This window comes from Sulfuricurvum sp. MLSB, from assembly GCF_000747095.1.
Lineage (GTDB): Bacteria > Campylobacterota > Campylobacteria > Campylobacterales > Sulfurimonadaceae > Sulfuricurvum.
The window spans coordinates 18,546-42,332 of the sequence record NZ_JQGL01000040.1 but is presented as its reverse complement, the minus strand read 5'-3'; the positions used below and the strand labels follow the sequence as shown (position 1 = coordinate 42,332).

General features: G+C 49.9%; 29 protein-coding genes. 14 read left to right on the top strand and 15 right to left on the bottom strand.

All coding sequences use genetic code 11. The features are described from left to right. From JU82_RS04325 to JU82_RS04310, 4 genes are all read right to left on the bottom strand, one after another. Nucleotides 1-520: tetraacyldisaccharide 4'-kinase (locus tag JU82_RS04325; RefSeq protein WP_037946925.1), on the bottom strand; the 520-nt coding region annotated here is incomplete at its 3' end. Continuing rightward, nucleotides 517-1,635 carry a DegT/DnrJ/EryC1/StrS aminotransferase family protein gene (locus JU82_RS04320; RefSeq protein ID WP_037946923.1) on the bottom strand — a complete coding sequence of 373 codons (1,119 nt, stop codon included), beginning with the start codon at nucleotides 1,633-1,635 and terminating at the stop codon, nucleotides 517-519. The genes JU82_RS04325 and JU82_RS04320, both read right to left, overlap by 4 nt. A 13-nt stretch (nucleotides 1,636-1,648) precedes the next feature. After that, nucleotides 1,649-2,449: an NAD+ synthase gene (locus JU82_RS04315; protein WP_037946920.1), complete on the bottom strand. Its 801-nt coding sequence runs from the start codon at nucleotides 2,447-2,449 to the stop codon at nucleotides 1,649-1,651. 60 nt (nucleotides 2,450-2,509) lie between these two features. Next, complete coding sequence (locus JU82_RS04310; RefSeq protein WP_037946917.1) at nucleotides 2,510-3,322, bottom strand: ferritin-like domain-containing protein; 813 nt, start codon at nucleotides 3,320-3,322, stop codon at nucleotides 2,510-2,512. A 41-nt stretch (nucleotides 3,323-3,363) separates the two neighbouring features. On the opposite strand from JU82_RS04310, the gene JU82_RS04305 reads away from it, so the two are divergent. Beyond that, nucleotides 3,364-3,957, top strand: a complete 594-nt coding sequence (locus tag JU82_RS04305) for an MBL fold metallo-hydrolase (protein WP_037946915.1) — start codon at nucleotides 3,364-3,366, stop codon at nucleotides 3,955-3,957. A 4-nt stretch (nucleotides 3,958-3,961) separates the two neighbouring features. On the opposite strand, the gene JU82_RS11725 is transcribed toward JU82_RS04305, so the two are convergent. After that, nucleotides 3,962-4,267 (bottom strand): hotdog domain-containing protein, encoded by a 306-nt coding sequence (locus JU82_RS11725; RefSeq protein WP_294892122.1) that lies wholly within the window; start codon nucleotides 4,265-4,267, stop codon nucleotides 3,962-3,964. A gap of 167 nt (nucleotides 4,268-4,434) precedes the next feature. Beyond that, nucleotides 4,435-5,328 carry a tRNA 5-methoxyuridine(34)/uridine 5-oxyacetic acid(34) synthase CmoB gene (gene cmoB, locus JU82_RS04295; protein ID WP_037946911.1) on the bottom strand — a complete coding sequence of 298 codons (894 nt, stop codon included), beginning with the start codon at nucleotides 5,326-5,328 and terminating at the stop codon, nucleotides 4,435-4,437. 55 nt (nucleotides 5,329-5,383) lie between these two features. Here cmoB and JU82_RS04290 point away from each other — a divergent pair, with 55 nt between their 5' ends. Both JU82_RS04290 and JU82_RS04285 read left to right on the top strand, forming a co-directional pair. After that, the gene (locus JU82_RS04290) at nucleotides 5,384-6,268 is read left to right on the top strand and encodes a cation diffusion facilitator family transporter (protein WP_037946909.1); all 885 of its coding nucleotides are present in this window, start codon (nucleotides 5,384-5,386) and stop codon (nucleotides 6,266-6,268) included. A 67-nt stretch (nucleotides 6,269-6,335) separates the two neighbouring features. Then, nucleotides 6,336-6,893, top strand: coding sequence for a DUF3365 domain-containing protein (locus tag JU82_RS04285; RefSeq protein WP_294892121.1), 558 nt, complete (start codon nucleotides 6,336-6,338; stop codon nucleotides 6,891-6,893). Nucleotides 6,894-6,925: 32 nt separating this feature from the next. Here JU82_RS04285 and rny read toward each other — a convergent pair whose 3' ends face one another. Continuing rightward, nucleotides 6,926-8,494: a ribonuclease Y gene (rny, locus tag JU82_RS04280; protein ID WP_294892120.1), complete on the bottom strand. Its 1,569-nt coding sequence runs from the start codon at nucleotides 8,492-8,494 to the stop codon at nucleotides 6,926-6,928. Then, nucleotides 8,400-9,044, bottom strand: a complete 645-nt coding sequence (locus JU82_RS04275; protein WP_037946906.1) for a 5-formyltetrahydrofolate cyclo-ligase — start codon at nucleotides 9,042-9,044, stop codon at nucleotides 8,400-8,402. The genes rny and JU82_RS04275 overlap by 95 nt, the downstream gene beginning before the upstream one ends. 59 nt (nucleotides 9,045-9,103) lie before the next feature. On the opposite strand from JU82_RS04275, the gene JU82_RS04270 reads away from it, so the two are divergent. From JU82_RS04270 to JU82_RS04245, 6 genes are all read left to right on the top strand, one after another. Further along, nucleotides 9,104-9,655: a TlpA disulfide reductase family protein gene (locus tag JU82_RS04270; protein WP_037946904.1), complete on the top strand. Its 552-nt coding sequence runs from the start codon at nucleotides 9,104-9,106 to the stop codon at nucleotides 9,653-9,655. A gap of 2 nt (nucleotides 9,656-9,657) precedes the next feature. Continuing rightward, entirely contained in the window at nucleotides 9,658-10,536 is an 879-nt protein-coding gene (gene ftsY, locus JU82_RS04265; protein WP_037946902.1) for a signal recognition particle-docking protein FtsY, read from the top strand. Between the two features lie 93 nt (nucleotides 10,537-10,629). Beyond that, nucleotides 10,630-11,394 (top strand): glutamate 5-kinase, encoded by a 765-nt coding sequence (gene proB, locus JU82_RS04260; RefSeq protein WP_037946900.1) that lies wholly within the window; start codon nucleotides 10,630-10,632, stop codon nucleotides 11,392-11,394. A gap of 39 nt (nucleotides 11,395-11,433) precedes the next feature. Continuing rightward, entirely contained in the window at nucleotides 11,434-12,786 is a 1,353-nt protein-coding gene (gene radA, locus JU82_RS04255; protein ID WP_037946898.1) for a DNA repair protein RadA, read from the top strand. 49 nt (nucleotides 12,787-12,835) lie between these two features. Next, nucleotides 12,836-13,108 carry a hypothetical protein gene (locus tag JU82_RS04250; RefSeq protein WP_294892119.1) on the top strand — a complete coding sequence of 91 codons (273 nt, stop codon included), beginning with the start codon at nucleotides 12,836-12,838 and terminating at the stop codon, nucleotides 13,106-13,108. After that, nucleotides 13,099-13,779 (top strand): carbonic anhydrase, encoded by a 681-nt coding sequence (locus tag JU82_RS04245; protein ID WP_037946895.1) that lies wholly within the window; start codon nucleotides 13,099-13,101, stop codon nucleotides 13,777-13,779. The genes JU82_RS04250 and JU82_RS04245 overlap by 10 nt, the downstream gene beginning before the upstream one ends. A gap of 40 nt (nucleotides 13,780-13,819) precedes the next feature. Here JU82_RS04245 and JU82_RS04240 read toward each other — a convergent pair whose 3' ends face one another. Further along, nucleotides 13,820-14,614, bottom strand: coding sequence for an ABC transporter permease (locus tag JU82_RS04240; RefSeq protein ID WP_037946892.1), 795 nt, complete (start codon nucleotides 14,612-14,614; stop codon nucleotides 13,820-13,822). Between the two features lie 106 nt (nucleotides 14,615-14,720). On the opposite strand from JU82_RS04240, the gene fliL reads away from it, so the two are divergent. The 4 genes from fliL to JU82_RS04220 are packed head-to-tail and all read left to right on the top strand — an operon-like array spanning nucleotide 14,721 to nucleotide 17,158. After that, nucleotides 14,721-15,281 carry a flagellar basal body-associated protein FliL gene (gene fliL / locus JU82_RS04235; protein ID WP_037946890.1) on the top strand — a complete coding sequence of 187 codons (561 nt, stop codon included), beginning with the start codon at nucleotides 14,721-14,723 and terminating at the stop codon, nucleotides 15,279-15,281. Continuing rightward, nucleotides 15,278-15,634, top strand: coding sequence for a holo-ACP synthase (gene acpS / locus JU82_RS04230; RefSeq protein WP_037946888.1), 357 nt, complete (start codon nucleotides 15,278-15,280; stop codon nucleotides 15,632-15,634). Before fliL ends, acpS begins: the two co-directional genes overlap by 4 nt. A 53-nt stretch (nucleotides 15,635-15,687) precedes the next feature. Beyond that, nucleotides 15,688-16,860 carry a class I SAM-dependent rRNA methyltransferase gene (locus JU82_RS04225; protein WP_037946886.1) on the top strand — a complete coding sequence of 391 codons (1,173 nt, stop codon included), beginning with the start codon at nucleotides 15,688-15,690 and terminating at the stop codon, nucleotides 16,858-16,860. Nucleotides 16,861-16,870: 10 nt separating this feature from the next. After that, nucleotides 16,871-17,158, top strand: a complete 288-nt coding sequence (locus tag JU82_RS04220; RefSeq protein WP_037946884.1) for a hypothetical protein — start codon at nucleotides 16,871-16,873, stop codon at nucleotides 17,156-17,158. Nucleotides 17,159-17,175: 17 nt separating this feature from the next. Here JU82_RS04220 and JU82_RS04215 read toward each other — a convergent pair whose 3' ends face one another. The 6 genes from JU82_RS04215 to JU82_RS04190 form a co-directional block, all read right to left on the bottom strand. After that, on the bottom strand, nucleotides 17,176-17,847 hold the full coding sequence (locus JU82_RS04215; protein ID WP_294892118.1) for a superoxide dismutase: 672 nt from the start codon (nucleotides 17,845-17,847) through the stop codon (nucleotides 17,176-17,178). Between the two features lie 120 nt (nucleotides 17,848-17,967). Continuing rightward, nucleotides 17,968-18,168, bottom strand: a complete 201-nt coding sequence (thiS, locus tag JU82_RS04210; protein WP_037946882.1) for a sulfur carrier protein ThiS — start codon at nucleotides 18,166-18,168, stop codon at nucleotides 17,968-17,970. Between the two features lie 8 nt (nucleotides 18,169-18,176). Further along, nucleotides 18,177-18,695, bottom strand: a complete 519-nt coding sequence (locus tag JU82_RS04205; RefSeq protein WP_294892117.1) for an ankyrin repeat domain-containing protein — start codon at nucleotides 18,693-18,695, stop codon at nucleotides 18,177-18,179. 3 nt (nucleotides 18,696-18,698) lie between these two features. Next, nucleotides 18,699-19,688: an SAM-dependent methyltransferase gene (locus JU82_RS04200; RefSeq protein WP_037946880.1), complete on the bottom strand. Its 990-nt coding sequence runs from the start codon at nucleotides 19,686-19,688 to the stop codon at nucleotides 18,699-18,701. Nucleotides 19,689-19,696: 8 nt separating this feature from the next. Then, nucleotides 19,697-20,872 (bottom strand): aspartate aminotransferase family protein, encoded by a 1,176-nt coding sequence (locus tag JU82_RS04195; protein WP_037946878.1) that lies wholly within the window; start codon nucleotides 20,870-20,872, stop codon nucleotides 19,697-19,699. After that, nucleotides 20,865-22,604 (bottom strand): molybdopterin-dependent oxidoreductase, encoded by a 1,740-nt coding sequence (locus JU82_RS04190; protein WP_037946876.1) that lies wholly within the window; start codon nucleotides 22,602-22,604, stop codon nucleotides 20,865-20,867. Before JU82_RS04190 ends, JU82_RS04195 begins: the two co-directional genes overlap by 8 nt. Nucleotides 22,605-22,757: 153 nt before the next feature. On the opposite strand from JU82_RS04190, the gene JU82_RS04185 reads away from it, so the two are divergent. After that, nucleotides 22,758-23,720, top strand: coding sequence for a chemotaxis protein (locus JU82_RS04185; protein ID WP_037946873.1), 963 nt, complete (start codon nucleotides 22,758-22,760; stop codon nucleotides 23,718-23,720). Nucleotides 23,721-23,787 lie beyond the last annotated feature (67 nt).

Here is a 23,787-nt window from a genome sequence, read left to right as displayed (position 1 = left end):
AAAACGGGTTGGGCGTTTGTACGTCGATAATAAGATCGAGCTTATCGATTGTATGCTTTCCGTAGCCGTCATCCAGCAATACGATATCGCATCCTATTGCTTTGGCCTCGGCAATCGCCCGCTCGCGTATTTCACTGACAATGACAACTGCATGGGGCAAACTGGTCGCATACAACATTGCTTCATCGCCGCTTGCCGCAATATCGCACAGAATATCGCGATCTTTGACGACGACCATTCCGCGACTTTTGCGGCCATATCCCCGCAAAACGATTGCCGGTTTGGAAAAATGTCTGGCCAGCTCGATCACCAACGGCGTTTTGCCGCTTCCGCCGACACTCAAGTTGCCGACGCTGACAACCGGAATACCGTAATATAAGGGAACACTGCGCCGATAACGCAGATATGCCGCCAGACAATACAGGCCGCTTAGCGGCAACAGCAGTAACGAAAGGAGTTTTTGGAGCAAAGAAGGGTGATACAGATACCCTTCCCCCCATCGTGCAAAAAAACGTTTCACACCCGGGTAGAAGCTACATCCAAAATTGCGTCGCTGATCTCATCGACCTGTTCGTCGGTAAGAGCGGCATAATTGGGAATTGAGAGTACCTGCTGATAGCTGCGCAGCGCGACGGGAAAATCGTTGACCCGCAATGAATATTTTGCTTTATAATAACTCAGCAAATGCAGCGGTATGTAATGAAGTCCGCACTCTATCCCCCGCGCAGCCAATTCACGGGCAAATGAATCGCGGTTTTTATCGACTTTGATGATATAAAGCGAATAGGGATGCTCATCATTGTCCATAGGGAGTTTGATATGCGGCGCCCCTTCGAGACGTTCGTTGTAAACGGCTGCGATCTCGCGCTGCCGCTCGATGATGTCATCTTGTTTTTCCAATTGCACGAGAATGGTCGCCGCATCCAGCGGGCTCATCATGTACTGGCTTCCGATATCGGTCACGTCGTAAATATATCCGAGCGCTTCATCCTCGGTCACCATCGCATGGTTGCGAAGGAGACGGGCACGTTCGATGATCTCTTCGTCATCACTGACCAGCATTCCGCCGTTGCAAACGTTACGGCGCAGGTGCGGGCTGAAATCGAAACAGGTGATATCCGCACCGGTTGAACCGATTTTTTGCCCTTTATAGGTCGCACCAAGCGCATCGGAAGCATCTTCGACGATTTTGACGTCGTATTGCTTGGCAATCTCATAAAGACGTTCAAGATCGACGCTCTGCCCTCCGACGTGAGAAACGATAACCGCTTTGAGTTTTTTGGATTTGTTTTCGCCCAGATAAGCTTCTAGCTTCTCCAGATCGATATTGAACGTGTCCGGATCGATATCGATAAAAATCGGTTCAGCGTCAAAATGACGTACCACTTCAGGTACCGAAGGGTATGCATTGATTGAGCACAGCACCTTGTCGCCCCGTTTCAGATCAATTGCCAGCATCGCCAGATGGAGTGCCGCCGTTCCGTGTGATGTTGCCAGTGCATAGGCAGCGCCGATATACGATTCAAACGCACTTTCGAGATCTTTGACGATATCGGGAGCTTCGCCGTCCAGTACCTCGTCAATTTTTTCTCTTTCATCTCCTCCGACTTCGACACGATAAAACGGGATATTCATCTGCATTTCCTTTTTATAGGGTTATATCTCTGGGATAATTGAAATCAATATTGACCGTCCTGGAGGTCAATTTGGCGATTACGGGCATACGGCGCTTGAACTGATTTTTATAAATCCGTTCGATAATCATATCGACCAAATTCGGATTTTCTCCATCAGAGACCATCTCTTCTTTTGTATGCCGCTCTTCGACGTAACGTTTCAACACACGGTCAAGTTCGCTGTAGGGGTAGCCAATCTCCGCTTCGTCGCTCTGCCCTGCCCATAAATCGGCACTCGGGGGCTTGGAAACGATCGATTCGGGCACTTTCAAATAGCGTGCCAGTTCGAAAACTTCGGTTTTGTACAGATCACCGATCGGATTAAGGGCGCTGGCGAGATCGCCGTAGAGCGTTCCGTATCCGAGCATGAGCTCGCTTTTGTTGCTCGTTCCCAGAACCAAGGCTCCTTCGCGTGCGGAGATATCGAACAGTGTCGCCATCCGCAAGCGCGCCGAAAGGTTTCCGATCCGGAGCGAAGACATGTCCGCATGTTCGTACGCACGCAGCATCGGCTCGATGCTGTGCGTTTCGGAACGAAGACCGAAAACCCGGCAAAGCTCGTCGGCATCGTCAAGGCTGCTTTGGGAAGAATAGTGCGAGGGCATCTTGACGCACAGCAGATCATCGCCGAATGCACGGTGCGCCAACACCGCAACCACTGCCGAATCGATCCCGCCGCTGAGTCCGACGACGACTTTGGAAAGCCCTGTTTTACGAACTTCTTGATCCAGAAATTGCGTCAGATACTCGCTGATTAACGCGTACTTGCCCACTTACAAACCTTACCGTAAAATTAACATTTTGCATTATAACGTAATTTGACACCGTGATTGTCAACATTTGTTTAATGAAATTTTCTCCAGTTCCCCGTTCTCAAATCCCGCCTGACGTCTGGCTTCGCAGTTGATCTCGATTTTACGGGGAAAACTTCCGGGATAATGGCGTTCGATGATCTCGAAATAACACGAAGTATCCCTCCCTTCTTTTTTGCAGGCGGCCTCAAACCACCGGTCCCCTTTTCGGACATGGTCGATCTCTTCATCTAAAATAATATGAAGTGCGGCAATGATCTTTTGGATCATCGGATCGTTGCGACACGGATACAATTTTCGCAAAATCTGCGGCGTCGCATCCAGCCCGTTGGCTTCCAGATAACGCGGCACGACCGCCATCCTCTCGGTAAAATTCAACGTACGCATCGAAGCTTCGAACAGCGCATCGTGCACCGGATATTCTCCGTAGAAACTCCCGAGTTCGTTTAAAAGAGCCTCGATCATCTCGAAATGGCGTACCTCATCGTCCGCAACGACCAGCCAATCTTGTTCAAACGACTCTCCCGCTTCCCGGAATCGGTATACCGCATCGAGCGCCAAATCGATCGCGCTGTATTCGATGTGGGCAATGGCGTGAAGCAGCAATATCTGTCCTTGCGCTGTTTTGAGGTTATTTCGGCGCGGTACTTCTTTGGGATCGGTAACGGTGCAAAAGCCGCAATAGGAAGGTTCATCAAAAACGGCGGGAGCCGTTTGAGGGTTGCGTGTTATCTTCCCCTCACGGTATGCCTCGTAGAATTCCCGAAATAACGCGATCTTCTCCGAGGGGATCGGTGCGGTGAGCAGTGTTTCCAGTGTTGCGTAGAGTTCCATGTGGCCAATTATGCTAAAATTTTACTAAAAAAGAGCACTGCATGGAAATCCTCAAACGTCCTATGGGCGATTATCAAACCAATTGCTATATCGTGAAAATCGACGGCAAAGAGATCATTATCGATCCGGGAATGGGGGCTACCGAATGGGTCATGGCGAATGTTACGAATCCCGTCGCCATTCTCAACACTCACGGTCATTTCGACCACGTATGGAGCAATCAGGAGCTCAAAGAAAAACTGCGCGTTCCCCTCTACACCCCCAAAGGGGACGTCATGCTTCTAAGCACCAGTTCGTGGATGCCGGGGCTTCCTCCCTCGACGCCCGATGTCGAAGTGGACGGTGACCAGTCGTTTGACATCAGCGGGATCAACGTGACGTTTCACCATTTTCCGGGACACTGCCCGGGATGTTCGATGATCGAGATCGACGATGTAATTTTCAGCGGGGATTTTTTGTTCGAAGGATCGATCGGACGATGGGACTTCCCTTATTCCGATGCGCAGCAAATGCGTGAAAGCCTTAAAAAATTTGCCTTATGGACAATCGACAAACCGCTTTATCCCGGGCATGGCGGTGCCACCAGCGTCAAAGCCGAGCAACGCAACGTAGACTACTGGCTAAGAGCCGTTTGAGGGCCTAATCGACGTTTTTCATCAAATCCAGACGCAGAACGTGGCGCTCGGTGATGACGGTTTTGAACTCCCCTTCGAACACCTTGATCTCATGGACGAATCCGCGTACGGTAACATTGCGTTTGCGTCCTTCTTTTTGATGCTCCGTCGCTTCAAAGGTGACGATGTCACCGGATCGTACGGGGGCAAGAAAAAGACAATTGCACGATGCCAATACGACATTGGGTTCATTCACTGCCGCCATAGCCGCAAAATCAGCTGCACTGAAAATAAACCCTCCGTGCACGAGACCCAGTTCGTCTGCTCGCATAACATCGCTCGTTTCCAACGAAACCTTCGCGTATCCGCTCTCTAATCTGACAATATACCCGCTGAATGAGCTGTTGATTCTTTCATGCGTATTTAACGCTGTCTGAGGATTGGAAACAGACTGTAACACATCCATGTTCGGGGTTTCTAATGATTCTTTGGCCAAGGTTATCCTTTTTTAATCCGTACGTATCCCCGCTTGGGAGCGGGATACCCTTCTACTGTTTTGCTATTATCGGCCGGATCGAGAAAATCTTCAAGACTTTGCGATTCAATCCAGTCCGTACGCCGCTGTTCGTCCGAAGTTGTTACTACGGTTCCCAATACCTCGAATTCTTTAAAGCCGGCACGGATACACCAGTTTTCAAGGGCTTTGAGTGTCGGGACAAAATAGACGTTGGAAATTTTCGAATAACTCTCGCTCGGGCAGAGGGCAACCGGATCATCCCCGTCGATGATAAACGTATCGAGGTAGACTTCGCCTCCGTCCTCCAGCCCTTGCCGAAGTCCTTTAAGCATGGCAACCGGATCGCTTCGATGGTACAACACCCCAAGACAGAAGATAACGTCGAATTTTTCTTCGTAATAAGGTAAATGTTCCACGCCGAGAAGCTCGTATACGATGTCCGTTTTTGCAAAACGGTTGATCAGATCAAATTGCGATTTAAAGAGGGCCGAAGGATCGAATCCTACGACTTTGGCCGGGGCATCTTCGAGGAAACGGAACATATAATACCCGTTGTTGCACCCGATATCGGCGACTTTTTTGCCCCGAAGATTGAAATGGGGACGGAGAAAATTGTATTTAAGATCACTGCGCCATTCGGTATCGATAAAGAGACCGAACAAATCAAACGGCCCCTTCCGCCATGGCATCATCATCCGAGCGATTCGTTCGAGATTTGCCATGTCAATCGGTTGGTCACTGCGCAGCGCGACCGTGTTTTCGCTCAGGCATTCGGCATGGAAATCGGGCAGAGACGCAATCGCTTCGCGCAGCGGTGCGATATTTTTCCATTCCATCCATTTGCCGCGCTCGGCACGTATCGCGTTCAAATCCATGTATGCTCCTCAACTTTAGGTCAAAATTTTAGCGATATTAGGCTAAAATCTTTAAATGCGTATCGAAAAAAAAGCCACTCTCGTCTCTACTACCGTCGCCTTTTTGCTGGTGACGTTCAAACTGACCGTCGGTATCATCAGCGGTTCGGTCGCCGTCTTGGCCTCGGCGATCGATTCATTGCTTGATATGGTCGTCTCGACGTTTAACTACTATGCACTGCACAATGCCGAAAAACAGCCCGATGAATATTTCAATTTCGGACGGCGCAAACTTGAGCCTCTCGCCGCCGTCGTCGAAGGGACGATCATCAGCCTCTCTGCCCTTTTTATCCTTTATGAAGCCATTTCGAAAATGGTGCAGGGAAGCCCGATCGAGAGGCTGGATTTATCGATCGGCGTGATGATCGCCTCCTTGATCGTTACCGCCGCTTTGGTCGTCTTTTTGCAGATCGTCGCCAAAAAAACGGGAAACATGGTCATCGAAGCCGATGCCCTTCATTATAAAACCGACCTTTTCAGCAATGGAGCGGTTCTGATCTCGCTGGCTGTCATCTATTTTACCGATTATGCTTTCATTGACCCGATACTGGGGATCGCGATTGCCGTATACATGATTTATTCGGCATTTCCGCTCATCAAAGAGGGAATTTTGATGCTGCTCGATGCTGCGCTGGACGCCGAGAGTGTCGGCAAGATCACTGCGTTGCTTGATTCACAGTATGATATCAACAGTTATCACGACCTGCGTACCCGCCGTTCGGGTTCGGACATTTATCTGAGCGTCCATATCGTCTTCAGCATCAGCACATCCCTCTACGATGCCCATCAGGTAGGCGACCGGATCGAACTGGCCCTTAAAAACCTGTTTCCCGATCACACCGTCCATCCGCTGATTCATCTCGATCCGTATGACGATTCTGAAGGGGACTACTTAGATTAACCTCCTTACGCAGGGATCATTTTATATTCGCTAGAATTATTATAGTTATAACATAAAGGATATATAAATGAAGATTTTCTCCGTCATAACTCTCACCTTGACTTCTTCGCTTCTCGTCGCCTCTCCCGTCTCCGACGAAGACGCTATTGCGAAAGGCTCAACCGCCTCTGCCGCATTGCTCCAAAAACTGGGAGGGGAAGTTAAAAGCAACATGCAATCAAACGGCCCGGTTAAAACACTCGAATTTTGCGCTCTCAATGCCCTCTCATTGACCGATCAAGTTGCCAGAGAGACGGGTACACAGATCAAACGCCTCAGCCTCAAAAACCGCAATCCGGTAAACTCCGCCGCAGGTGAAGACAAAGAACTGCTGGAAAAATGGGAGAAAATGGTTCAAAACGGCCGGAGCCTTCCGAGCCATGAAGTGAAAAAACAGCCAAACGGTACGACGGTCTATTACAAACCGCTGCTCATCAACAACGAAGCGTGCCTCAAATGCCACGGCGACATTGCACCCGATACTCCTCTGGCTAAAGCGATCAAATCGACGTATCCCGAAGACAAAGCGGTAGGATATAAAATGGGTGATTTAAGAGGAATGGTGAAGGTTGATATCGCCAAATAGCCGAAGGATTCTCTCCTCTCGGCATTGGCCGTTTAACGCGCATACTCCGTAACGCGGCTTTCACGGATAACATTGACTTTGATCTCACCGGGGAACTGCACCTTCTGGGCAATTTCATCGGCAATTTCCCGGGCAATCAGCGCCGTCTCATCGTCATTGACGCTCTGCGCATTGACGATAACACGGACTTCACGTCCCGCATTGATCGCATAAGCCTGCTTAACGCCCGCTTTTTGGGTCGCGATCTCCTCGATCTCGCTCACGCGGCGCAGAAAACTTTCCAGCACTTCGCGTCTCGCACCCGGACGGGCGGCCGAGAGCGTATCGGCGGCACATACGGCCGCACATTCGATGCTCTTGATCTCTTCAAAACCGTGATGCGCGTAGATCGCGTTGATCACGACTGGGTCTTCATTGTACTTGCGGCACAATTCCACTCCGATGTCGACATGGTTCCCGCCGCTTTCTTGGGTCAGTGCCTTACCGATATCGTGCAACAATCCGGCACGTCGGGCCAGTTTAATATCACCGCCCATTTCAGATGCCATGATTCCCGCTAAATGCGCCACTTCAAGCGTATGCGCCAAAGCGTTTTGTCCATAGCTTGAGCGGTATTTCAGCCGGCCGACAAGTTTCGCGAGTTCCTGATGAATCCCGCTAAGCCCGAGTTCGAAAACAATGTCTTCTCCTTCGCGCTGCATCGCCTCTTCAAAATCGTCGCAGACTTTGTGATACACCTCTTCGATACGGGCAGGCTGAATCCGGCCGTCTTGAATCAGCAATTCAATCGTTTTCGCCGCAATGGCACGACGGTATTGGTTAAAAGAGCTGACGATAATCGCGTTGGGCGTTTCGTCGATGATGATATCGACCCCGCTTACCATCTCGAGGGCTTTGATATTTCTCCCCTCTTTACCGATAATCCGCCCTTTGAGTTCATCGTCATCCAGATGGATAACGCTGATCAGCCGCTCCGCCGCAAACTCTCCGGCAAAGCGGGAAGTTGCCTGCGCCAGAATGTAATCGGACTTGCGTTTAAGCTGATCTTTGGACTGTTCTTCAAGCAGCCGCATCTCGCGTGCGAGCTCCAGCCGCTCTTTTTCGCGAATCTGCTCCAAAAGAATCGTTTTCGCTTCCTGTGCGGAAAGTCCCGCACGCTGTTCGACGATCACCTGCATTTGATCGCTTTTTTGACGGTAGTCTTCTTTTAATTTCTCCAAAGCGCGTTCGTTCCGCTCAAGGTTGAGTCGGCGGTTATCGATTGCAGAGCGCTGATTCGCCAGTTTTTCCTGCTCGTTTTGCCGAAAGTTTTCAAACTCACGCTCAAGCCGATTGATCCTGTCTTCACGCTCCGCTAAATCTTTTTTAACCTGTTGATACGTTTCATCGTACCGTTTTTGGGCCTCTTTCTCGATCTCGCGCGAGCGGATCGAAGCACGTTCCAACACTATCTGCGCTTCGTTTTCGATCGCTTTGGCTTTGGCTTTGGCCTGCTCAAGATACAAATCAAAATGAGCGGCGGAAATCTTTTTCGAAATTAAAAAGCCGACTACACCGCTGGAGATGGCTATGCCGCCCCCCACGAGTAGTTCGTTTAACATGGGTTTTCCTCATACTATAGACCCCTTTTGGGGTAATCAACAAATCAGATCGCACATCATAATCGTCACATAAAAATCTGTTTGTCCGACATTCGCATGACTGTATAAAAATGGTAAACGGTTTGGTTTTCAGGGTCGGAAAAAATCGATCGTACATCCCTTTGCCAAAACCGATCCGGCCAAGCGAGGCGTCTACCCCTATAGCGGGGACAATAGCTACATCAATTAAATTTATTTTTCTAAAACTGTCCCGAGGCTCGTAAATCCCGAAAGCTTTACGTTCCAACGGTAATCTCAATGGTACCATCTTGAAACTGACGCCATCCATAAACGGCAAATATACTTTATCCCATCGGCGCATCGTCGTCAGCGATTTGCGGATATCGGCCTCGAACTCCATCGGCCAAAAGGCCAAAACACGTTTCGGTCCGAGTTCTTTTAGAACTATTTGAAGCATCCGCCGCACCTTTGCGTCGCGTATTCTTTTGGTCGATCGGTTCGCATTTTTGAGTCGGTGCGTACACTCGCTTCTAAACTCGCTTTTGGTCACTTTTTACCTTTGCTTCGTTATAATCAGCCTAATTTTATCCAATTATGAAAGGCACATCGATGCGTTTTTCTCTCTTTTTTGCCTCTTTGGTCTCTTTAACGCTTTTATTCCAAGGATGCGGCGACGATTCGGCTGAAGATGCCATGGTCTCGACCGCTACATTTACTCTGACGGACACGGAGGGGAAAAATTATATCGTCGAAAAACGAGGGACCAATTTTACCCTTGATGCGGGAAAAGACAAAGTCGTCTTGTTTGATATTTTCGCCACATGGTGTCCCCCGTGCCAAGCCGAGGTCAAACATCTTGGCAATCTGCAAAAAAAATACGGCGAAGATCTCATCATTATGGGGATCACGATCGAAGACGACAAAAGCAATGCCGATCTTATCGCTTTCCGTGAAAAATTCAAAGGGGGCGATTACCTGATCAGCAACAAAGCCGACAACAAAGAGCTTGCCCGATCGATTGCCTCTACGATAGGCGTCGGACAGCAATTTCCCATTCCTTTGATGGTCCTCTATAAAAACGGCGAATACGTCACCCACTATGCCGGTGCGACGCAAGAAGAGATTATCGATCACGATATTGCCGAAGCGCTGGAACGTTAAGAATGTTCAGTTTTATCAAAAAAGGGCTGCAAAAGACAGCGGAAGCCATCGCATCGGTACTGCCGGAAAAAAAAGCGACGATTTCCAAAGACGATCTTGAAAACATTCTCCTTGAAGCCGACGTCGAATACGATCTGGTCGAAATCATCCTTCGTGAAATATATCAGGATGATATCACCCGCGAGCAGCTCGAATCCAAGCTGCTCGCAACGCTCAGTTTCGCCCAGAATACGTTGCCTGACAATCCGGATAAACCTACCGTCACCTTGATCATCGGGGTTAACGGCGCGGGGAAAACGACAACCATCGCCAAACTGGCCCAACGTCATTTGAACAACGGTGAGAGGGTCATGCTCGGTGCGGGCGATACCTTCCGTGCCGCCGCGATCGAGCAGCTGACCCGATGGGCCGATAAACTGGACGTCCCCATCGTCTCCTCGCGTCAGGGGCATGATCCCAGCGCCGTGGCGTACGACACGATCGAATCGGCCAAAGCGCGGGGATTCGAGCAGGTCATCATCGACACCGCCGGACGGCTCCACACCCAGACCAATCTCGGAAACGAGCTTAAAAAAATCGTCCGCATCTGCGACAAAGCTCATGCCGGAGCGCCTCATCGAAAGGTTTTGATCCTTGACGGTACACAGGGAAGCTCCGCCATCGCTCAGGCCAAAGCGTTCAACGAGATGGTGGGAGTCGACGGGATCATCATCACCAAACTCGACGGCACTGCCAAAGGGGGATCGGTGTTCAGCATCGCCTACGCCCTCAAGCTCCCTATCCTCTACATTGGTGTCGGTGAGCAGGCCGATCATCTGGTCCCGTTTGACAAATACGAGTTCGTAAACGGCATCCTCGACGCCATTTTCGCCGCCGAATAACTCCTTTCTGCCCCGGCGGGTTTCTCCCAGCCGGTTTAACCCCTGTTAATCCTTTTGCTGTATCCTGAAATCAAACCGGCACAAAGGGGTTTCATGCCAAGAATCGTTATCAAAGTAGGAAGCGGGGTATTGACCGAAAAAAATGCGATCGCCAAGGAACGGATGCTCAATCTCGTCTCCCTGATCGCCCGCCTTCAGGAGCAAAATGAGGTCGTCCTCGTCACTTCCGGCGCTGTCGCGTCCGGCTACTCGGCCCTCAAGCTCAACCGTCAGGAACAGATCAGCAAAAAAGTCCTCGCTTCGTTAGGGCAGCCGATCCTGATGAGCAGCTACAAACGCAAATTCGACACCTACAATATCTCGACCTCCCAGATCCTCCTGACCGAAGAGGATTTCGATTCGCGCAAACGGACCGCCATCTTCACCGAGATCATCGACACCCTCCTCTCCCATAAAATCGTCCCGATCGTCAATGAAAACGACATCTCGACAACCTCCGAACAGGTTTTCGGCGACAACGATCAGCTTTCGGCACACGTGGCCCACTACACCAATGCCGATCTGCTCGTGATCCTGAGTGACATCGACGGCTATTACGACAAAAACCCCAAAGAGTTCCCCGATGCCAAAATTCTAAAAGAGGTCCATGCGATCCCTGCCGAAGCCCTTTGCGCCGACCATACCCCCAACAACGCCTTCGCCACGGGGGGGATCGTCACCAAGCTCCTCGCCGCAAATTTTTTGTTGAAACGTGGGCAAAAAATGTTTCTGTGCAACGGATACGATCTCACTGATGCACAGAGCTACCTGCTGGAGGGGCACCACCGTTCCGGAACCCTATTCTGTACCCCTTCTTAAGGGCGCACCTGTTACAATCGCTGAAAAACGGGATTTTCGATGGCCAAGAAAAAAAACACCCTCTTCGAATGCCAGCACTGCGGCTTCACTACTCCCAAATGGATGGGGAAATGCACCAACTGCGGTGCGTGGGAATCGCTTATCGAGCTGAACGAACAACAGCAGGAAATTATTAAACTCACCTCCGCCTCATCGCCCTCCGGCGGTACCAAAGCCAAAGAGATCACCCAGATTGTCGAAGAAACAACCGAACGCTATACCAGTGATGATTGCGAACTCGACATGGTGCTCGGCGGCGGTGTCGTCCCCGGTTCACTCGTCCTTATCGGCGGAAGCCCCGGAGTCGGAAAATCGACGCTGCTGCTCAAAATCGGCTCGAATCTGGCAAAACAGAACCGCAATGTCCTCTACGTCAGCGGCGAAGAAAGCGAAGGACAGATCAAACTCCGCGCCAACCGTCTGGGGGCCAATGTCGACAACCTCTACCTACTAGCCGAAATACGGCTCGAACAGGTGCTCGGCGAACTGCACGAACGTCCGTACGAGTGTATCATCATCGACTCCATCCAAACCCTCTACTCCGAAACCATCGCATCGGCTCCGGGATCGGTAACCCAGGTACGCCAGATCACCTTTGATCTGATGCGGATCGCCAAAGAGCGGCGCATCGCCATCTTCATTATCGGGCACATCACCAAAGAAGGCTCCATTGCAGGGCCGCGCGTGCTGGAGCACATGGTCGACGTCGTGCTCTATTTCGAAGGGGACAGCAGCCATGAACTGCGGATACTGCGCGGATTTAAAAACCGTTTCGGTCCCACGAGTGAAATCGGGGTGTTCGAGATGCGTTCCGAGGGGCTCGTGTCCGCCAAAGATATCTCTTCGCGCTTCTTCAACCGCAGCAAAGCCCAAAGCGGTTCGGCCTTGACCGTCATAATGGAAGGTTCCCGTCCGATTGTCCTTGAAGTGCAGGCGTTGGTCAGTGACACTCACGCCCCGAATCCAAAACGTCAAGCCACGGGATTTGAAAACAACCGTCTTAATATGCTGCTGGCATTGCTCGAGCGCAAACTCGAACTCCCGCTCAACAGCTATGACGTCTTCGTCAACATCACCGGCGGAATCAAGATCACCGAAACGTCCGCGGACTTGGCGATCCTCGCCGCTATCATCAGCAGCTTCCGCAATCGCGCCATTTCCAAAGAGACCGTTTTCATCGGCGAAGTCTCGCTCGTCGGCGATATTCGCGAAGTGTACCAGCTCGATCAGCGTCTCAAAGAAGCCGCATCACAGCAAATTACCAAAGCGCTTATTCCGAAAAAACCACTCGAAAAAACAGCAGTCAAATGCTACGAAATCGATGAAGTAAACAAACTGCTCGAGTGGTTTTAAACAAGAAGCGAGTATAATTGCGTACCTAATAATATCAGGAGAATCAAACATGCCGATGTGTTCCATTTTTGCCGATCATAAATCCGAAGAACGGTATTCTAAGCTTTCGCTGGCATATACGACTGATGAAGAAAAACGAATGATCGAAGATGCGATCGACATGTGTACTCCTCTGTGTTCCATCAAACCGAATATTTACGGCGGTGCCGTGACGGGCGGCAAACGGATGATTACGATTGAATACCACGACGATTGCGACCGTGAAGGGGGCGATGTTTTCGAAGCCATTATCAAAAAACTGGGGATCGAAGAATGTCACTAAGCAAGAGCGCTTCGCATCAAAGTGCCGAGCTTCTCAAAGAGTTTGTCGCCGGTAACGAAACGTTTCAACAGACCTATTTCAAAAAACACGAAGCCCAGCTGCTGAGTCTGGTCAAAGAAGGGCAAAATCCCCGCGCCCTTTTTATCGGCTGTTCCGATTCGCGCGTTATCCCCGACTTGATTATCCAATCCAATCCGGGGGATCTGTTTGTCATCCGCAACGTCGGCAATTTCGTTGCCCCGTACAAGCCCGATGAAGATTTTCACTCGACCGCTGCCGGTATCGAATACGCTGTCGGCGTTTTGGAAGTTTCCGAGATCATCATTTGCGGCCATTCGCACTGCGGTGCGATCGAAGCGCTGTACAAAAGCTCCTGCGATACATCGATGGTTCATACGGCCAAATGGCTTACTTTGGGAGAAAAAGCAAAAACAATGGCGATGCTCGCGCTCGGTGAAAGCGCTGACAAAACCGAGTTGCTCCGTGCCACAGAATACCTCTCGATCGTTACGCAAATCGAAAACCTGCTGACGTATCCGTATGTCAAAAAATTGGTAGAAGAAGACAAATTGTTTATACACGGCTGGTATTATGATATCGAGACTGGGGGGATCGAGTATTATGATCCCGACAGCTATCAGTTCCGTCCCCTCAGCGATCTGGCCGATTAATCGGCGCTTTTACCGTTCGTTGCCCGCGCGGGCTGCCTTCTTACCAGTCGAGAAACAAAAACAGTGATGAGAGAAAATAGTTGGCGATGAAAATGGCCACAGCCGAATAAACGACGGCATAAATCGTCGACTGCCCGACACCCCGTGCCCCGCCTGAAGTATGAAAACCGATATAGCTGCCGATCGCACTGACGATGTATCCGAATACCGCCGCTTTGATGACTCCGGTCATAATATCATCGAATTCTCCAAGCCGCATCAGCGTATCCTGATAAACAATCGGATTGATGCCTAAAACGCCGGTCGAAATCATATACCCCGATCCGATCGCGATAAAATCGAACCAGATGACCAGCAGCGGAAGCGATATGACCGTCGCTACAATCCGGGGAGTGATCAAAAATTCTTTGGAATTCACGCCCAATATATCGATTGCATCGATTTGCTCGCTGACGCGCATGGTTCCAAGTTCCGCCGCCATAGCACTGATCGAACGCGAAATCAGCATTAACGAAGCGAATACGGGGCCAAGTTCTCGCGTAATCGAGAAATAAACGGTGTATCCGATAAAGTTCTCGGCTCCGAACTGATGAAAACCGTTGTAAAGCTGTATCGCCAATACCATTCCGGTAAACAGTGCGGTCAGGGAAACGACACCCATGCACCCCATCCCGATCACATCGATCTGGGTCAAGATGATTTTGGGGCGACGGAACACGTACGGATAGAGCGCAAAAAGTTTAACCTGAAACAAAACAAACTGTCCGAATTTGTCAATCGTCTCGTAAAAACGGATAAACGGATGACCGATATACCCCAGTAACCTCTCTATCATTACAGCAATCCTTGTTTTAATCTGCTAAGTTTACTCCAACAAAGCCTAAAATTCAAAAGTTTCTCGCTACAATATACATAATTTATCTTATGCAACGGAGCAACGGATGGCCGAAAAAGAAGAAGAACAAACCGCTGAGGGCGGTGGAAAGAAAAAATCAAATCTCCTGCTGATTGTTATTATCATCGTATTGGTACTTGTACTGATTATTGGAGGGGTGATTGCCGCATTGATGATGGGCAATGATGATGCTGCCGAATCCTCAGAAGGAGCTAAAAAAGAACTTTCAGCGGCTCATAATACTGATGGAACGGCTGATGAGGAATCAGCACCTGCAAGGGTGTCTGATTCTTCATTAACGGAAGTGGGATTGATGTACCCTCTTGATACCTTTACCGTCAACCTGCTTTCCGAGAGCGGCCGCCGCTATCTGAAAGTCGAAATCAATCTTGAGATCGAAGGCGAAGAACTCAGCCCGGAACTCGATACGAAAAAACCGATCTTCCGGGATATCATTATCCGTATTCTCTCCTCTAAATCGCTCGAAGAAATTTCGACGATCAAAGGAAAAGAGAAACTGAAAGAACAGATTGTAGAGGAGCTGAATATGCGCCTCAAAGACGGAAAAGTCAAAAACATCTACTTTACCGATTTCGTGGTGCAATGATCGGAATCGACCTCATAAAAACCGACCGGATGAAACGCTTTGTTGAGCGTTTCGGCGATCGAGCCATCAAACGAGTTCTCTCTGAGAATGATATACATTTGTACAAAAATTATCAAAATTTCGCTGGTCTTTGGGCCGCCAAAGAAGCATGTGCCAAAGCCCTCGGATGCGGTATCGGAGCCGAATGCGGATTTCACGATATCATCCTATCCAAAAGCCCGAAAGGTGCGCCGCTTATTGATCTTTCTTCACATGTAAAAACAACTTTCGGAATCGGGCATCTCAGCGTTTCAATCACGCATGACGGAGACTATGCGATTGCCGTCGTGGCCCTCGAAAAACAAAAGGCTTAACCCCTCTCTTATCCCCTGTACGCTATCATTTGAGCATCATTACGAGGATACCCATGAACGCCATAACCGTCACCAAAAACGCCGCCCGAACCTTGCGAAACTTTTTTTGCTGGGTGTATCAAAACGAACTGATCGCCCCGGATGACATTGCAGACGGCGATATCGTCGATATCCTTGCCCCAAACGGCGAATTTTTAGCGCGCGGCTATCTCAACCGCAAAAGCCAGATTGCCGTACGCGTCCTTGCTTTTGATCGACGCGAGATCGACGAAGATTTTTTTGCGGAGCGCATCCGTACCGCCCATGCCAAACGTGAACGTATTTCCAAGAGTGCCGATGCCTACCGCCTCATCCACTCCGAAGCCGATTTCCTTCCGGGGCTGATCGTGGATGTCTATAACGGATACCTTGCCGTTCAGATTAATACGCTGGGGATGGAGCGCCACAGAAGCGCCATTATCAATGCTCTCGTCAGCGTTCTGAACCCTCAGGGGATCATCGACAAGTCCGATGCCAAAGTCCGTACCAAAGAGGGGCTTGAGACCCGAAACGGCGTGATCTACGGCGACGTCAACGAATCGGTTACGATCACCGAAAACGGCGTCCGCTTCAGTGTAAATCTGCATGAGGGACAAAAAACGGGATTTTATCTCGATCAACGGCGCAACCGTTCAATCACTTCGGACTACATCCAAGAAGGAATGAACGTCCTCGATGTCTTCTGCAATGCAGGCGGATTTGGTCTGTACGCGCTTCGTAACGGAGCAAACGTCCGTTTCGTCGACCTCTCTGAACACGCACTCACTCAAGTACGCCATAATCTGACCCTCAACGGTTTCGCACCCTGCGACATCATCAAGCAAGATGCGTTTGATTTTCTCACTCTGGAGAAAACGACCCCGAATCGCTACGACTGCGTCCTCCTCGATCCGCCGCCGTTTGCCAAAACCAAAAAAGAGGCCGAAGGGGCGATCAAAGGGTTCAAATTTCTCTTTTCGGCAGGGCTGTCATTGACCAAACCGGGCGGCATTGTCGCACTCTTCTCGTGTTCGCACCATATCGGGCAGGAAGCCCTCCTCGACATTGCCCGTGAAGCCTCTGCCAAAGCGGGCGTCCCCTTGGAAGTACTCGAACTACTTCGGGCTGACGAAGATCATCCCTATATCCTCAATATCCCGAATTCTGCCTACCTCAGCGGCATCATCGTCCGTAAAATCGTATTATAGGAGTTTCTGTATGGAAGAGTTTATCACCGTGCAAAAATACGCGGCATTGCATCGGCTCAGCATTCATAACGTTGTTAAAAAAACCATGAACGGAGAGCTAAAGAGTATCGAAAAAGAAGAAAACGGCAAAAAAACGCTTTACGTCCGTTGTGTTCCTGCCGCTCCTCAGCCGAAAATTGAAGCAGTTGTGAGCGATGCGGATGAAATCGATTACAAAAAAGCGTATGAGGATCTGAACCAAGAATTCCTCCTGCTCAAAACGAAATACGAAAAACTGCTCAAAACCCACCAGGCTTGAGAAGCGTAAACCCGTCGTTATGAAGGGGTACGCTCATTTGCCTGCATTGTATCGACATAATCGCATACATCGTCATTTTGATTGCACGGCTGTTCATAGCGATCTTTCTCAAAACGGGCAAGATTGCTTGAGGCGAAATGCCAATTAATTACTTTCCACCAATGTTCCAGATAATCGGGCCGTCCGTTGCGGTAATCAATGTAATAGGCGTGTTCCCACACGTCGCAGGTAAGCAGAGGTATCTGCCCGTGCCGTATCGGCGTATCGGCATTTGGGGTCGTCTGGATTTGCAGTTTTCCCTCTTTTGTGATCACAAGCCACGACCAGCCCGAACCAAAAATCCCTGCAGCCGCACTCAAAAAGGCCTCTTTGAACTCGTTCATTGATCCGAAATCACGATCGATTAAGCCCGAAAGTTCGGTAGATGGCGCCGTTTGGCTTCCGCTTAATCCGTTCCAGTAAAAATCATGGTTATAGATTTGGGCGGCATTGTTGAACACGGGACCGCTTGCATACTTCACGATGTGTTCCAGCGCACTCTCAGCATACTCGGTCCCAACAATAAGGGTATTGAGTTTATTGACATATCCGGCATGGTGTTTGCCGTGATGATAGGAAAGCGTTTCCGCGGAAATATGAGGTTCTAAAGCCGAAGGTGAAAAAGGAAGCGTCATAAGTTGATGTAGCATTGCGATCCTCCTGAAAACGAAAGTATCACCTATCATCTTAACGTATAAGACTAAAAAATTTCACAAGGCTAGGGAGAGGGGGACCGATCTCAGGATCGGTTCAGAATTCCAAAAAAAAAATCACCCGCCTCCGACGAAATCGAGCAATTCGACCGTATCGCCCTCATGCAGCACCGCATTGCTCCACGCGCCTTGTTTGACGATCTGCATATTCACCGCCGCCGCCATGACTTTCGTTTCCAATCCCAACGAGCGGATCAGGTCCAGCAGCGTCGTATTCTCATGGATCGAACGTATTTCACCGTTTACTTTAATCTGCATTGTCTCTCCTACATCGACATTTTTATCAGTTGGGCGATCTGAAACAATTCCTTTGCAACCGCAAAATCGTATGCGGTCGCACCGTCATTGTTTTTCAGATGGGGATCGGCTTTGGCTTTGAGCAAAAAATCAACAATCTTCTCGTTGCCGCTGAATGCCGCCTGATGCAGCGGCGTGATCCCGTCATTATTCGCCAGATTAACATCCGCCCCGCGCATCACGACAAAGGTGACAAGTTCGAGGTCTTTTTTCTTAACGGCCAGAATCAACGGCGTATTGCCGTTATTATCCTGAAAATTGATGTCGGCACCGCATTCGAGCAAATATGCCGCCATCTTCGTATCGCTCAGTTTGATTGCCACATGCAGCGCACTGAGGCCTGCCGCATTGGGTTCGTCCACCTTATGTCCTTCTCGAAGATGACGTTCCATCGCCTGGCGGTCACTCTCAAACGCCGCGTCGTGCAAAGCCCCCGCGTTTAATGACAAAACCGACATTAACGCTGCGGCAAAAACCCGTCTGACCATTGTTTATTCCTTCACAAACCGTACCATCTTAAACCGTTCTCCCATCAGCGAGGGGGTGATCAGTATTTTTGCTTTTTCCAGTTCTTGTTTGTATATCTCTTCGCCCGCATGCTCTTTTAATATCGCCAGCAGATCGAGTATCCCCATTTCGACGAGAGCGACCAGCTGGGTTGCATACTGCGCGCACGCGATCCCCTCGCCTTCAAACGCCTCTTTGACATGCGTGAAATTGACATCGTAGGTAATATCGCTTTGTGCGAACACTTCGGCGAGATCCAGTGTTTCGTCGAAAAGAGGATAAACCTGATGCTCACGGTAAACACGGATCGAAAAATCGCTCCGTGCCTCCAATTCTCCGTAATCGAAACTCATAAATTCAAAACGCTTGGAAGCGTTTTTCATCGCATGCGCAAACGACTCGTATCCTCGCGCAATTTCCCCGCGATCTTGCTTATATTTTTCAGCCATAGCGGTAATTTCAGGATCGTCTTCCTCAAACTTAACCGCGTGGTTTTCGACCCGTCCCGTTTTCCCCTTGTAAAAAAGTTCGCACGGAAATGCATCGAAAATCTCGTTTGCGACGAAAAAGGTGCAGGTTTCGTCCAATTCGGACAAATCGCTGTAATGTTCAAGCTCGACGGCATTGCCGAACGATTCGTCAAAATAGTTTTTCTGAGCCTCCTGCAACGCTTGAAAGCGCTCGACAATCCCGAACCGGAGCGTCTGCAGCAGCTGTGGGCGAAGCGTATGGATAAACTCGATGATATCGGCGAGCAGATAACCGTGGTGCGCCCCGATTTCGCAAATCAGCGAATCGGTACGCAAGAACCCCTCGTCGATCCGTTTGAGGATATGGTTGGCGATCGTGCCGCCGAAAAACTTCGACGTACTGACCGCAGTATAAAAGTCCCCTTTTTTGCCGATCGGATGATAAGAAGCGTAATACCCCTGTTCTCCGTAAAGCCAGTCGTGCATATAGTCACTGAAGCGCATCGGTCGCCTTACAGGGTTGCCATGGCTTTTTCAAGGCGTACAAATCCTTCGTCGATATCTTCTTTGGTAATCGTCAGCGGCGGGAGGAAACGCAGCGTATTACGTCCGGCTTTCAGGACAAGTACACCTGCTTCGCGCGCCGCAGTGATGATTTTGCCCAGCGTGTCGCCATCGGCCACACGCAACCCGCGCATCATGCCCAGCCCGACGTGTTCAAGAAAGATAGCAGGATGAGCTGCAGCGAAACGTGCCAGTGCCTCTTCGAAATAGATCAGTATGTGGTCAAGTTCGCCGCTTTGTTTGAGCTCGTCAAGAATGTCAAGGACTTCATTGGCCGCTGCCGTTGAGAGGTAATTGCCGCCGAAAGTCGAGCCGTGGTCGCCGGGAGCAAAAATATCTTTTTTACCTGTCATGACAACGCCGATAGGAACACCTCCGCCGAGCCCTTTGGCCAACGTGATGACGTCAGGCTCAATACCGTAAAGATTGGAGGCCAAAAACTCTCCGGTACGGTAAATCCCCGTCTGTACTTCATCGACCATCAGCAAAATATTGCGTGATTTGAGCAATGCGGCCAGTGCCTGAACTTTTTGGCGGTCCTGCGGCTGAACGCCGCCCTCTCCCTGCACCAGTTCGATCATGACCGCGACGGTATGATCATCCAGCAGGGATTCGACTTCATCAATGTTTTTGGCGTATACGAAACCGTCGGGAAACGGCCCGAAATAATTGTGCATCGATTCCTGTCCCGTTGCTTTGAGCGCGGTGATCGTACGGCCGTGAAACGAATGTTCCAGCGTAATGATTTTATACCGCTTCGGTTGAGCGTGCTCTTCGCCGTATTTGCGGGCAATTTTGATCGCCCCTTCGTTGGCTTCCGCACCGCTGTTGGCAAAAAAGCATTTCATGTCGTAGCCGCTTAGCTCGACAATGCGGCGGGCGCACTCGGCCTGAGGCTCGATCATATACAGATTGGAGACATGAATGAGGCGGCCGGCTTGTTCGCAGATTGCTTTGCTCAGACGTTCATTACCGTGCCCGACGCTGCACACGGCGATACCGGCGGCAAAATCAACGTACTCTTTTCCTTCGCTGTCGGTCAAAACCGCATTTTTCCCCTTCACAAAACTGACGTTTTGTCGGCTATATGTCGGTAATACATAGTTATCAAAATTTTTAGTCATATTTTTCTACCTTTATTTTATGTTCTTGATATACGGCGCTCTCCCCTTCATAGCTGAGCAAGGAAGGCGTCAAAACATTCGCATCCGGCGTCCCCGAATAGATCAGGATACAATCGTTCCTCAACCGTTCATCCAGCCGGACACGCATTGTCACTTCTCCCGAAGGCGACGACAAGCGCACACGTGTTCCCTCTTCAAATCCCGCTTCAGGATGGATATAGACACCTTCGGGACGGTTAAATTGCGAGTTCAAACCTCGCGCATGCTTAACGGTAATCAGAAAAAATCCCTCATCGGCGCTGAATCCCGCATCGATCTCATCGGGATAAACGAACTCTCCGTTTCCGAATCCTTCTTCGTACGGAATATCGGGAATCCCCGGACGGTATCCCGTCCCTTCGTTTAAGAGGATTTGCGACCTGAAATGGTGCAGATAGTGCTCTTCATTCTCCAATACGACTCCGAACGTGTCGCACAGTCTTTTTGCCAAATCGTATTCACCGATTCCGATGTCGCTTGAGGTAATGTACGGCATTTCCTGCAACGTATAATCGCCGTACGAACTGCGAAAATCGTTTTTTTCCAAAAAAGTCTTTGCGGGTATCACCAAATCCGCCGCACGCGACGTCTCATTTTCGTACAATCCGAAATAGACCCGGAATCCCGCTTCCGCAAACATTCGCCTCACTCTAGATGAATCAGGCATCTGCGAGAGCGGATTGGCTCCCTGAATGAAAACACAATTATACTTTGAAAAATCGGCAGTGGGTTTGGAAACCGTCTTTCGGATCGTCTCGAACGGATTGTCAATCCCCAGCATCGAGTCTCCCAAATAGCTCACCCCTGATCCCTCTTTTCCAAAAAGTCCTACAAGCGTTCCAAACGCATCGATGGCGCGAAGGACATCGGCGCCGTTACGGTATTTCTGTACCCCGACACCGACGAGAATGGCTGTTTTCTTCCCCCCGATCATCGCCAACATGGAACCGATCTCTCCCAACGATACATCAATCGCATCCAATGTTGCTTTGATCCGAATCGTCTGGGTCAGTTCATAAAAATCCTCAAACTCGCTTGCATATTCTTCAAGCCACTCTTTATCGTGCAAACCCTCGATAATCGCAAAACGGCTCAACAGCAATGCCAGATGCAAATCCCCGTGGGGTTTGATCTGAATATGCAGATCGGCTTTTTCCGCTAGAGCGGTTTTGACCGGATCGATGACGACAAGCGTTTTGCCTTGCAAAAACGGCAGCAGGTGTGAATGGCTGACATGCGGATTACGGCCCCACAAAACGACCACTTCGCTGTTCTCGATCATCTGCGGCGACAGAACATAATTGATTCCCCGCCCCAACTCTATTCCGGCCGCTCCGGCCCCGTCACACAGCGATCCCGAAGTTCCTACCGCTTTATATCCGGCGAAAAAATGTTCCACGCTCCGCTGCATCAAGCCGATGTTGCCGCTTCCACGAAAGTAAAGGACTTCATGGGGCTTATTCGCCAGCAAAACATCCGTCAGGGCCGTTATCGCTTCGTCCATCGACACGGGCCGGCCGTTCAGGCGCGGTACGGTGATGCGTTCGTTCTCATAATAATGGTTCAAATTCGGACAAAGATACCCGCGGGTTACGGGATGATTTTTGTCTCCGCGCAGCTTATGAGCCTCATCCACGCTCACGCGGCATGCGTCATAACAGTCCAAAGGGCATGCTGTCGTTTTTGTACTCATACCAATACCGCATCGTATGTCGCCACTGTCCCGAAACGCATGCTCGCTCCCTTCGCTAGTTTAACGGTATTTTACATCGCGCACCCTTGTATTTAGTAAAAAAAACCGATGAATTTGGATATGATTAAAGCATTAAAAACAAATGGGGTAATAATGTCTCTTTTAGCTCATGTAGATGCCGCTACGAATTTGGCCAAAAATAACGAAGTACAGCTGCTCGTTTTTAAAATTGACGGTGCCGAGGAATCCCCTTTTTACGCCATCAACGTATTCAAAACGCGTGAAGTTGTCGAGGCCAAGCGTCATTACCTGACACAAATCCCGGGTGCCCATCCGCTGCTGGAGGGGACCATTGTTTTACGCGAACTTCAAATTCCCATCCTCAATCTTCCCAAATGGCTTGGAGTCGAGCTGAATGACGAAAAGAAAAAAGCGTCCAATCTCCTCATCTGCGATTTTAACGGTATCATTATCGGCATCCGGATCATGTATGCGTATCGCGTCGTCAAAAAGAACTGGAATGAAATGCACGCACCGGACAGCTACCGGATGGGAGAAGACGGCCTCGTCATTAACGATACCCGACTCGATGACGGCAGCCTGTGTCTGGTGCTCGACTACGAAAAGCTCCTCGCCGACGTTATTCCGCAAGCTATGGTTAACGTAGATCAGGCGGCCTCGACGCTCAAGCAGATTCCGTTGCCGGAAAAACTCAAACACGGCGTCGTTCTTATTGCCGAAGACTCGAAAACGGCACAGCGCCACCTGCGTCAAATCTTCGAACATGCCCATGTCGGCTACCAAATTTTCAACAACGGAAAAGATCTGGTAGAGTTCATCTCAAGACACCCGGATCCGGCTTCCATCCCCGCCATCATTACCGACATCGAAATGCCGGAAATGTCAGGTTTTACAGTCATTCAAAAACTCAAAGGCAACCCTTCGACCAAAGCGATTCCCATCATCGTCAACAGCTCGATGACCGGAGAAAACAACAAACGCGAAGCGGCAAGCCTTGGGGCGGACGGTTTTATCGATAAGACTAAAAGCGAAAACATTCTGCCGCTTATTATTGAAAAGATGGAAGCGGTGAGCAGAAATCTTCTCCCCCGCTAACCTGCCGATTTTTCAGCTGCGCTGCCTTCGGTTCCGTTTTTACGGGACACCGATCCGCTAAATTTTT

What these genes read in the sequence shown, in the direction of transcription:
- JU82_RS04240 (WP_037946892.1), bottom strand. Translation starts at nt 14,614, where the DNA reads ATGATAGAGAGGTTACTGGGGTATATCGGTCATCCGTTTATCCGTTTT.
- JU82_RS04305 (WP_037946915.1), top strand. Translation starts at nt 3,364, where the DNA reads ATGGAAATCCTCAAACGTCCTATGGGCGATTATCAAACCAATTGCTAT.
- JU82_RS04190 (WP_037946876.1), bottom strand. Translation starts at nt 22,604, where the DNA reads ATGAGTACAAAAACGACAGCATGCCCTTTGGACTGTTATGACGCATGC.
- cmoB (WP_037946911.1), bottom strand. Translation starts at nt 5,328, where the DNA reads ATGGATTTGAACGCGATACGTGCCGAGCGCGGCAAATGGATGGAATGG.
- JU82_RS04320 (WP_037946923.1), bottom strand. Translation starts at nt 1,635, where the DNA reads ATGAATATCCCGTTTTATCGTGTCGAAGTCGGAGGAGATGAAAGAGAA.
- fliL (WP_037946890.1), top strand. Translation starts at nt 14,721, where the DNA reads ATGGCCGAAAAAGAAGAAGAACAAACCGCTGAGGGCGGTGGAAAGAAA.
- JU82_RS04270 (WP_037946904.1), top strand. Translation starts at nt 9,104, where the DNA reads ATGCGTTTTTCTCTCTTTTTTGCCTCTTTGGTCTCTTTAACGCTTTTA.
- JU82_RS04205 (WP_294892117.1), bottom strand. Translation starts at nt 18,695, where the DNA reads ATGGTCAGACGGGTTTTTGCCGCAGCGTTAATGTCGGTTTTGTCATTA.
- JU82_RS04200 (WP_037946880.1), bottom strand. Translation starts at nt 19,688, where the DNA reads ATGCGCTTCAGTGACTATATGCACGACTGGCTTTACGGAGAACAGGGG.
- thiS (WP_037946882.1), bottom strand. Translation starts at nt 18,168, where the DNA reads ATGCAGATTAAAGTAAACGGTGAAATACGTTCGATCCATGAGAATACG.
- acpS (WP_037946888.1), top strand. Translation starts at nt 15,278, where the DNA reads ATGATCGGAATCGACCTCATAAAAACCGACCGGATGAAACGCTTTGTT.
- JU82_RS04220 (WP_037946884.1), top strand. Translation starts at nt 16,871, where the DNA reads ATGGAAGAGTTTATCACCGTGCAAAAATACGCGGCATTGCATCGGCTC.
- ftsY (WP_037946902.1), top strand. Translation starts at nt 9,658, where the DNA reads ATGTTCAGTTTTATCAAAAAAGGGCTGCAAAAGACAGCGGAAGCCATC.
- proB (WP_037946900.1), top strand. Translation starts at nt 10,630, where the DNA reads ATGCCAAGAATCGTTATCAAAGTAGGAAGCGGGGTATTGACCGAAAAA.
- JU82_RS04185 (WP_037946873.1), top strand. Translation starts at nt 22,758, where the DNA reads ATGTCTCTTTTAGCTCATGTAGATGCCGCTACGAATTTGGCCAAAAAT.
- rny (WP_294892120.1), bottom strand. Translation starts at nt 8,494, where the DNA reads ATGTTAAACGAACTACTCGTGGGGGGCGGCATAGCCATCTCCAGCGGT.
- JU82_RS11725 (WP_294892122.1), bottom strand. Translation starts at nt 4,267, where the DNA reads ATGCGAGCAGACGAACTGGGTCTCGTGCACGGAGGGTTTATTTTCAGT.
- radA (WP_037946898.1), top strand. Translation starts at nt 11,434, where the DNA reads ATGGCCAAGAAAAAAAACACCCTCTTCGAATGCCAGCACTGCGGCTTC.
- JU82_RS04225 (WP_037946886.1), top strand. Translation starts at nt 15,688, where the DNA reads ATGAACGCCATAACCGTCACCAAAAACGCCGCCCGAACCTTGCGAAAC.
- JU82_RS04285 (WP_294892121.1), top strand. Translation starts at nt 6,336, where the DNA reads ATGAAGATTTTCTCCGTCATAACTCTCACCTTGACTTCTTCGCTTCTC.
- JU82_RS04195 (WP_037946878.1), bottom strand. Translation starts at nt 20,872, where the DNA reads ATGACTAAAAATTTTGATAACTATGTATTACCGACATATAGCCGACAA.
- JU82_RS04310 (WP_037946917.1), bottom strand. Translation starts at nt 3,322, where the DNA reads ATGGAACTCTACGCAACACTGGAAACACTGCTCACCGCACCGATCCCC.
- JU82_RS04290 (WP_037946909.1), top strand. Translation starts at nt 5,384, where the DNA reads ATGCGTATCGAAAAAAAAGCCACTCTCGTCTCTACTACCGTCGCCTTT.
- JU82_RS04215 (WP_294892118.1), bottom strand. Translation starts at nt 17,847, where the DNA reads ATGCTACATCAACTTATGACGCTTCCTTTTTCACCTTCGGCTTTAGAA.
- JU82_RS04250 (WP_294892119.1), top strand. Translation starts at nt 12,836, where the DNA reads ATGCCGATGTGTTCCATTTTTGCCGATCATAAATCCGAAGAACGGTAT.
- JU82_RS04245 (WP_037946895.1), top strand. Translation starts at nt 13,099, where the DNA reads ATGTCACTAAGCAAGAGCGCTTCGCATCAAAGTGCCGAGCTTCTCAAA.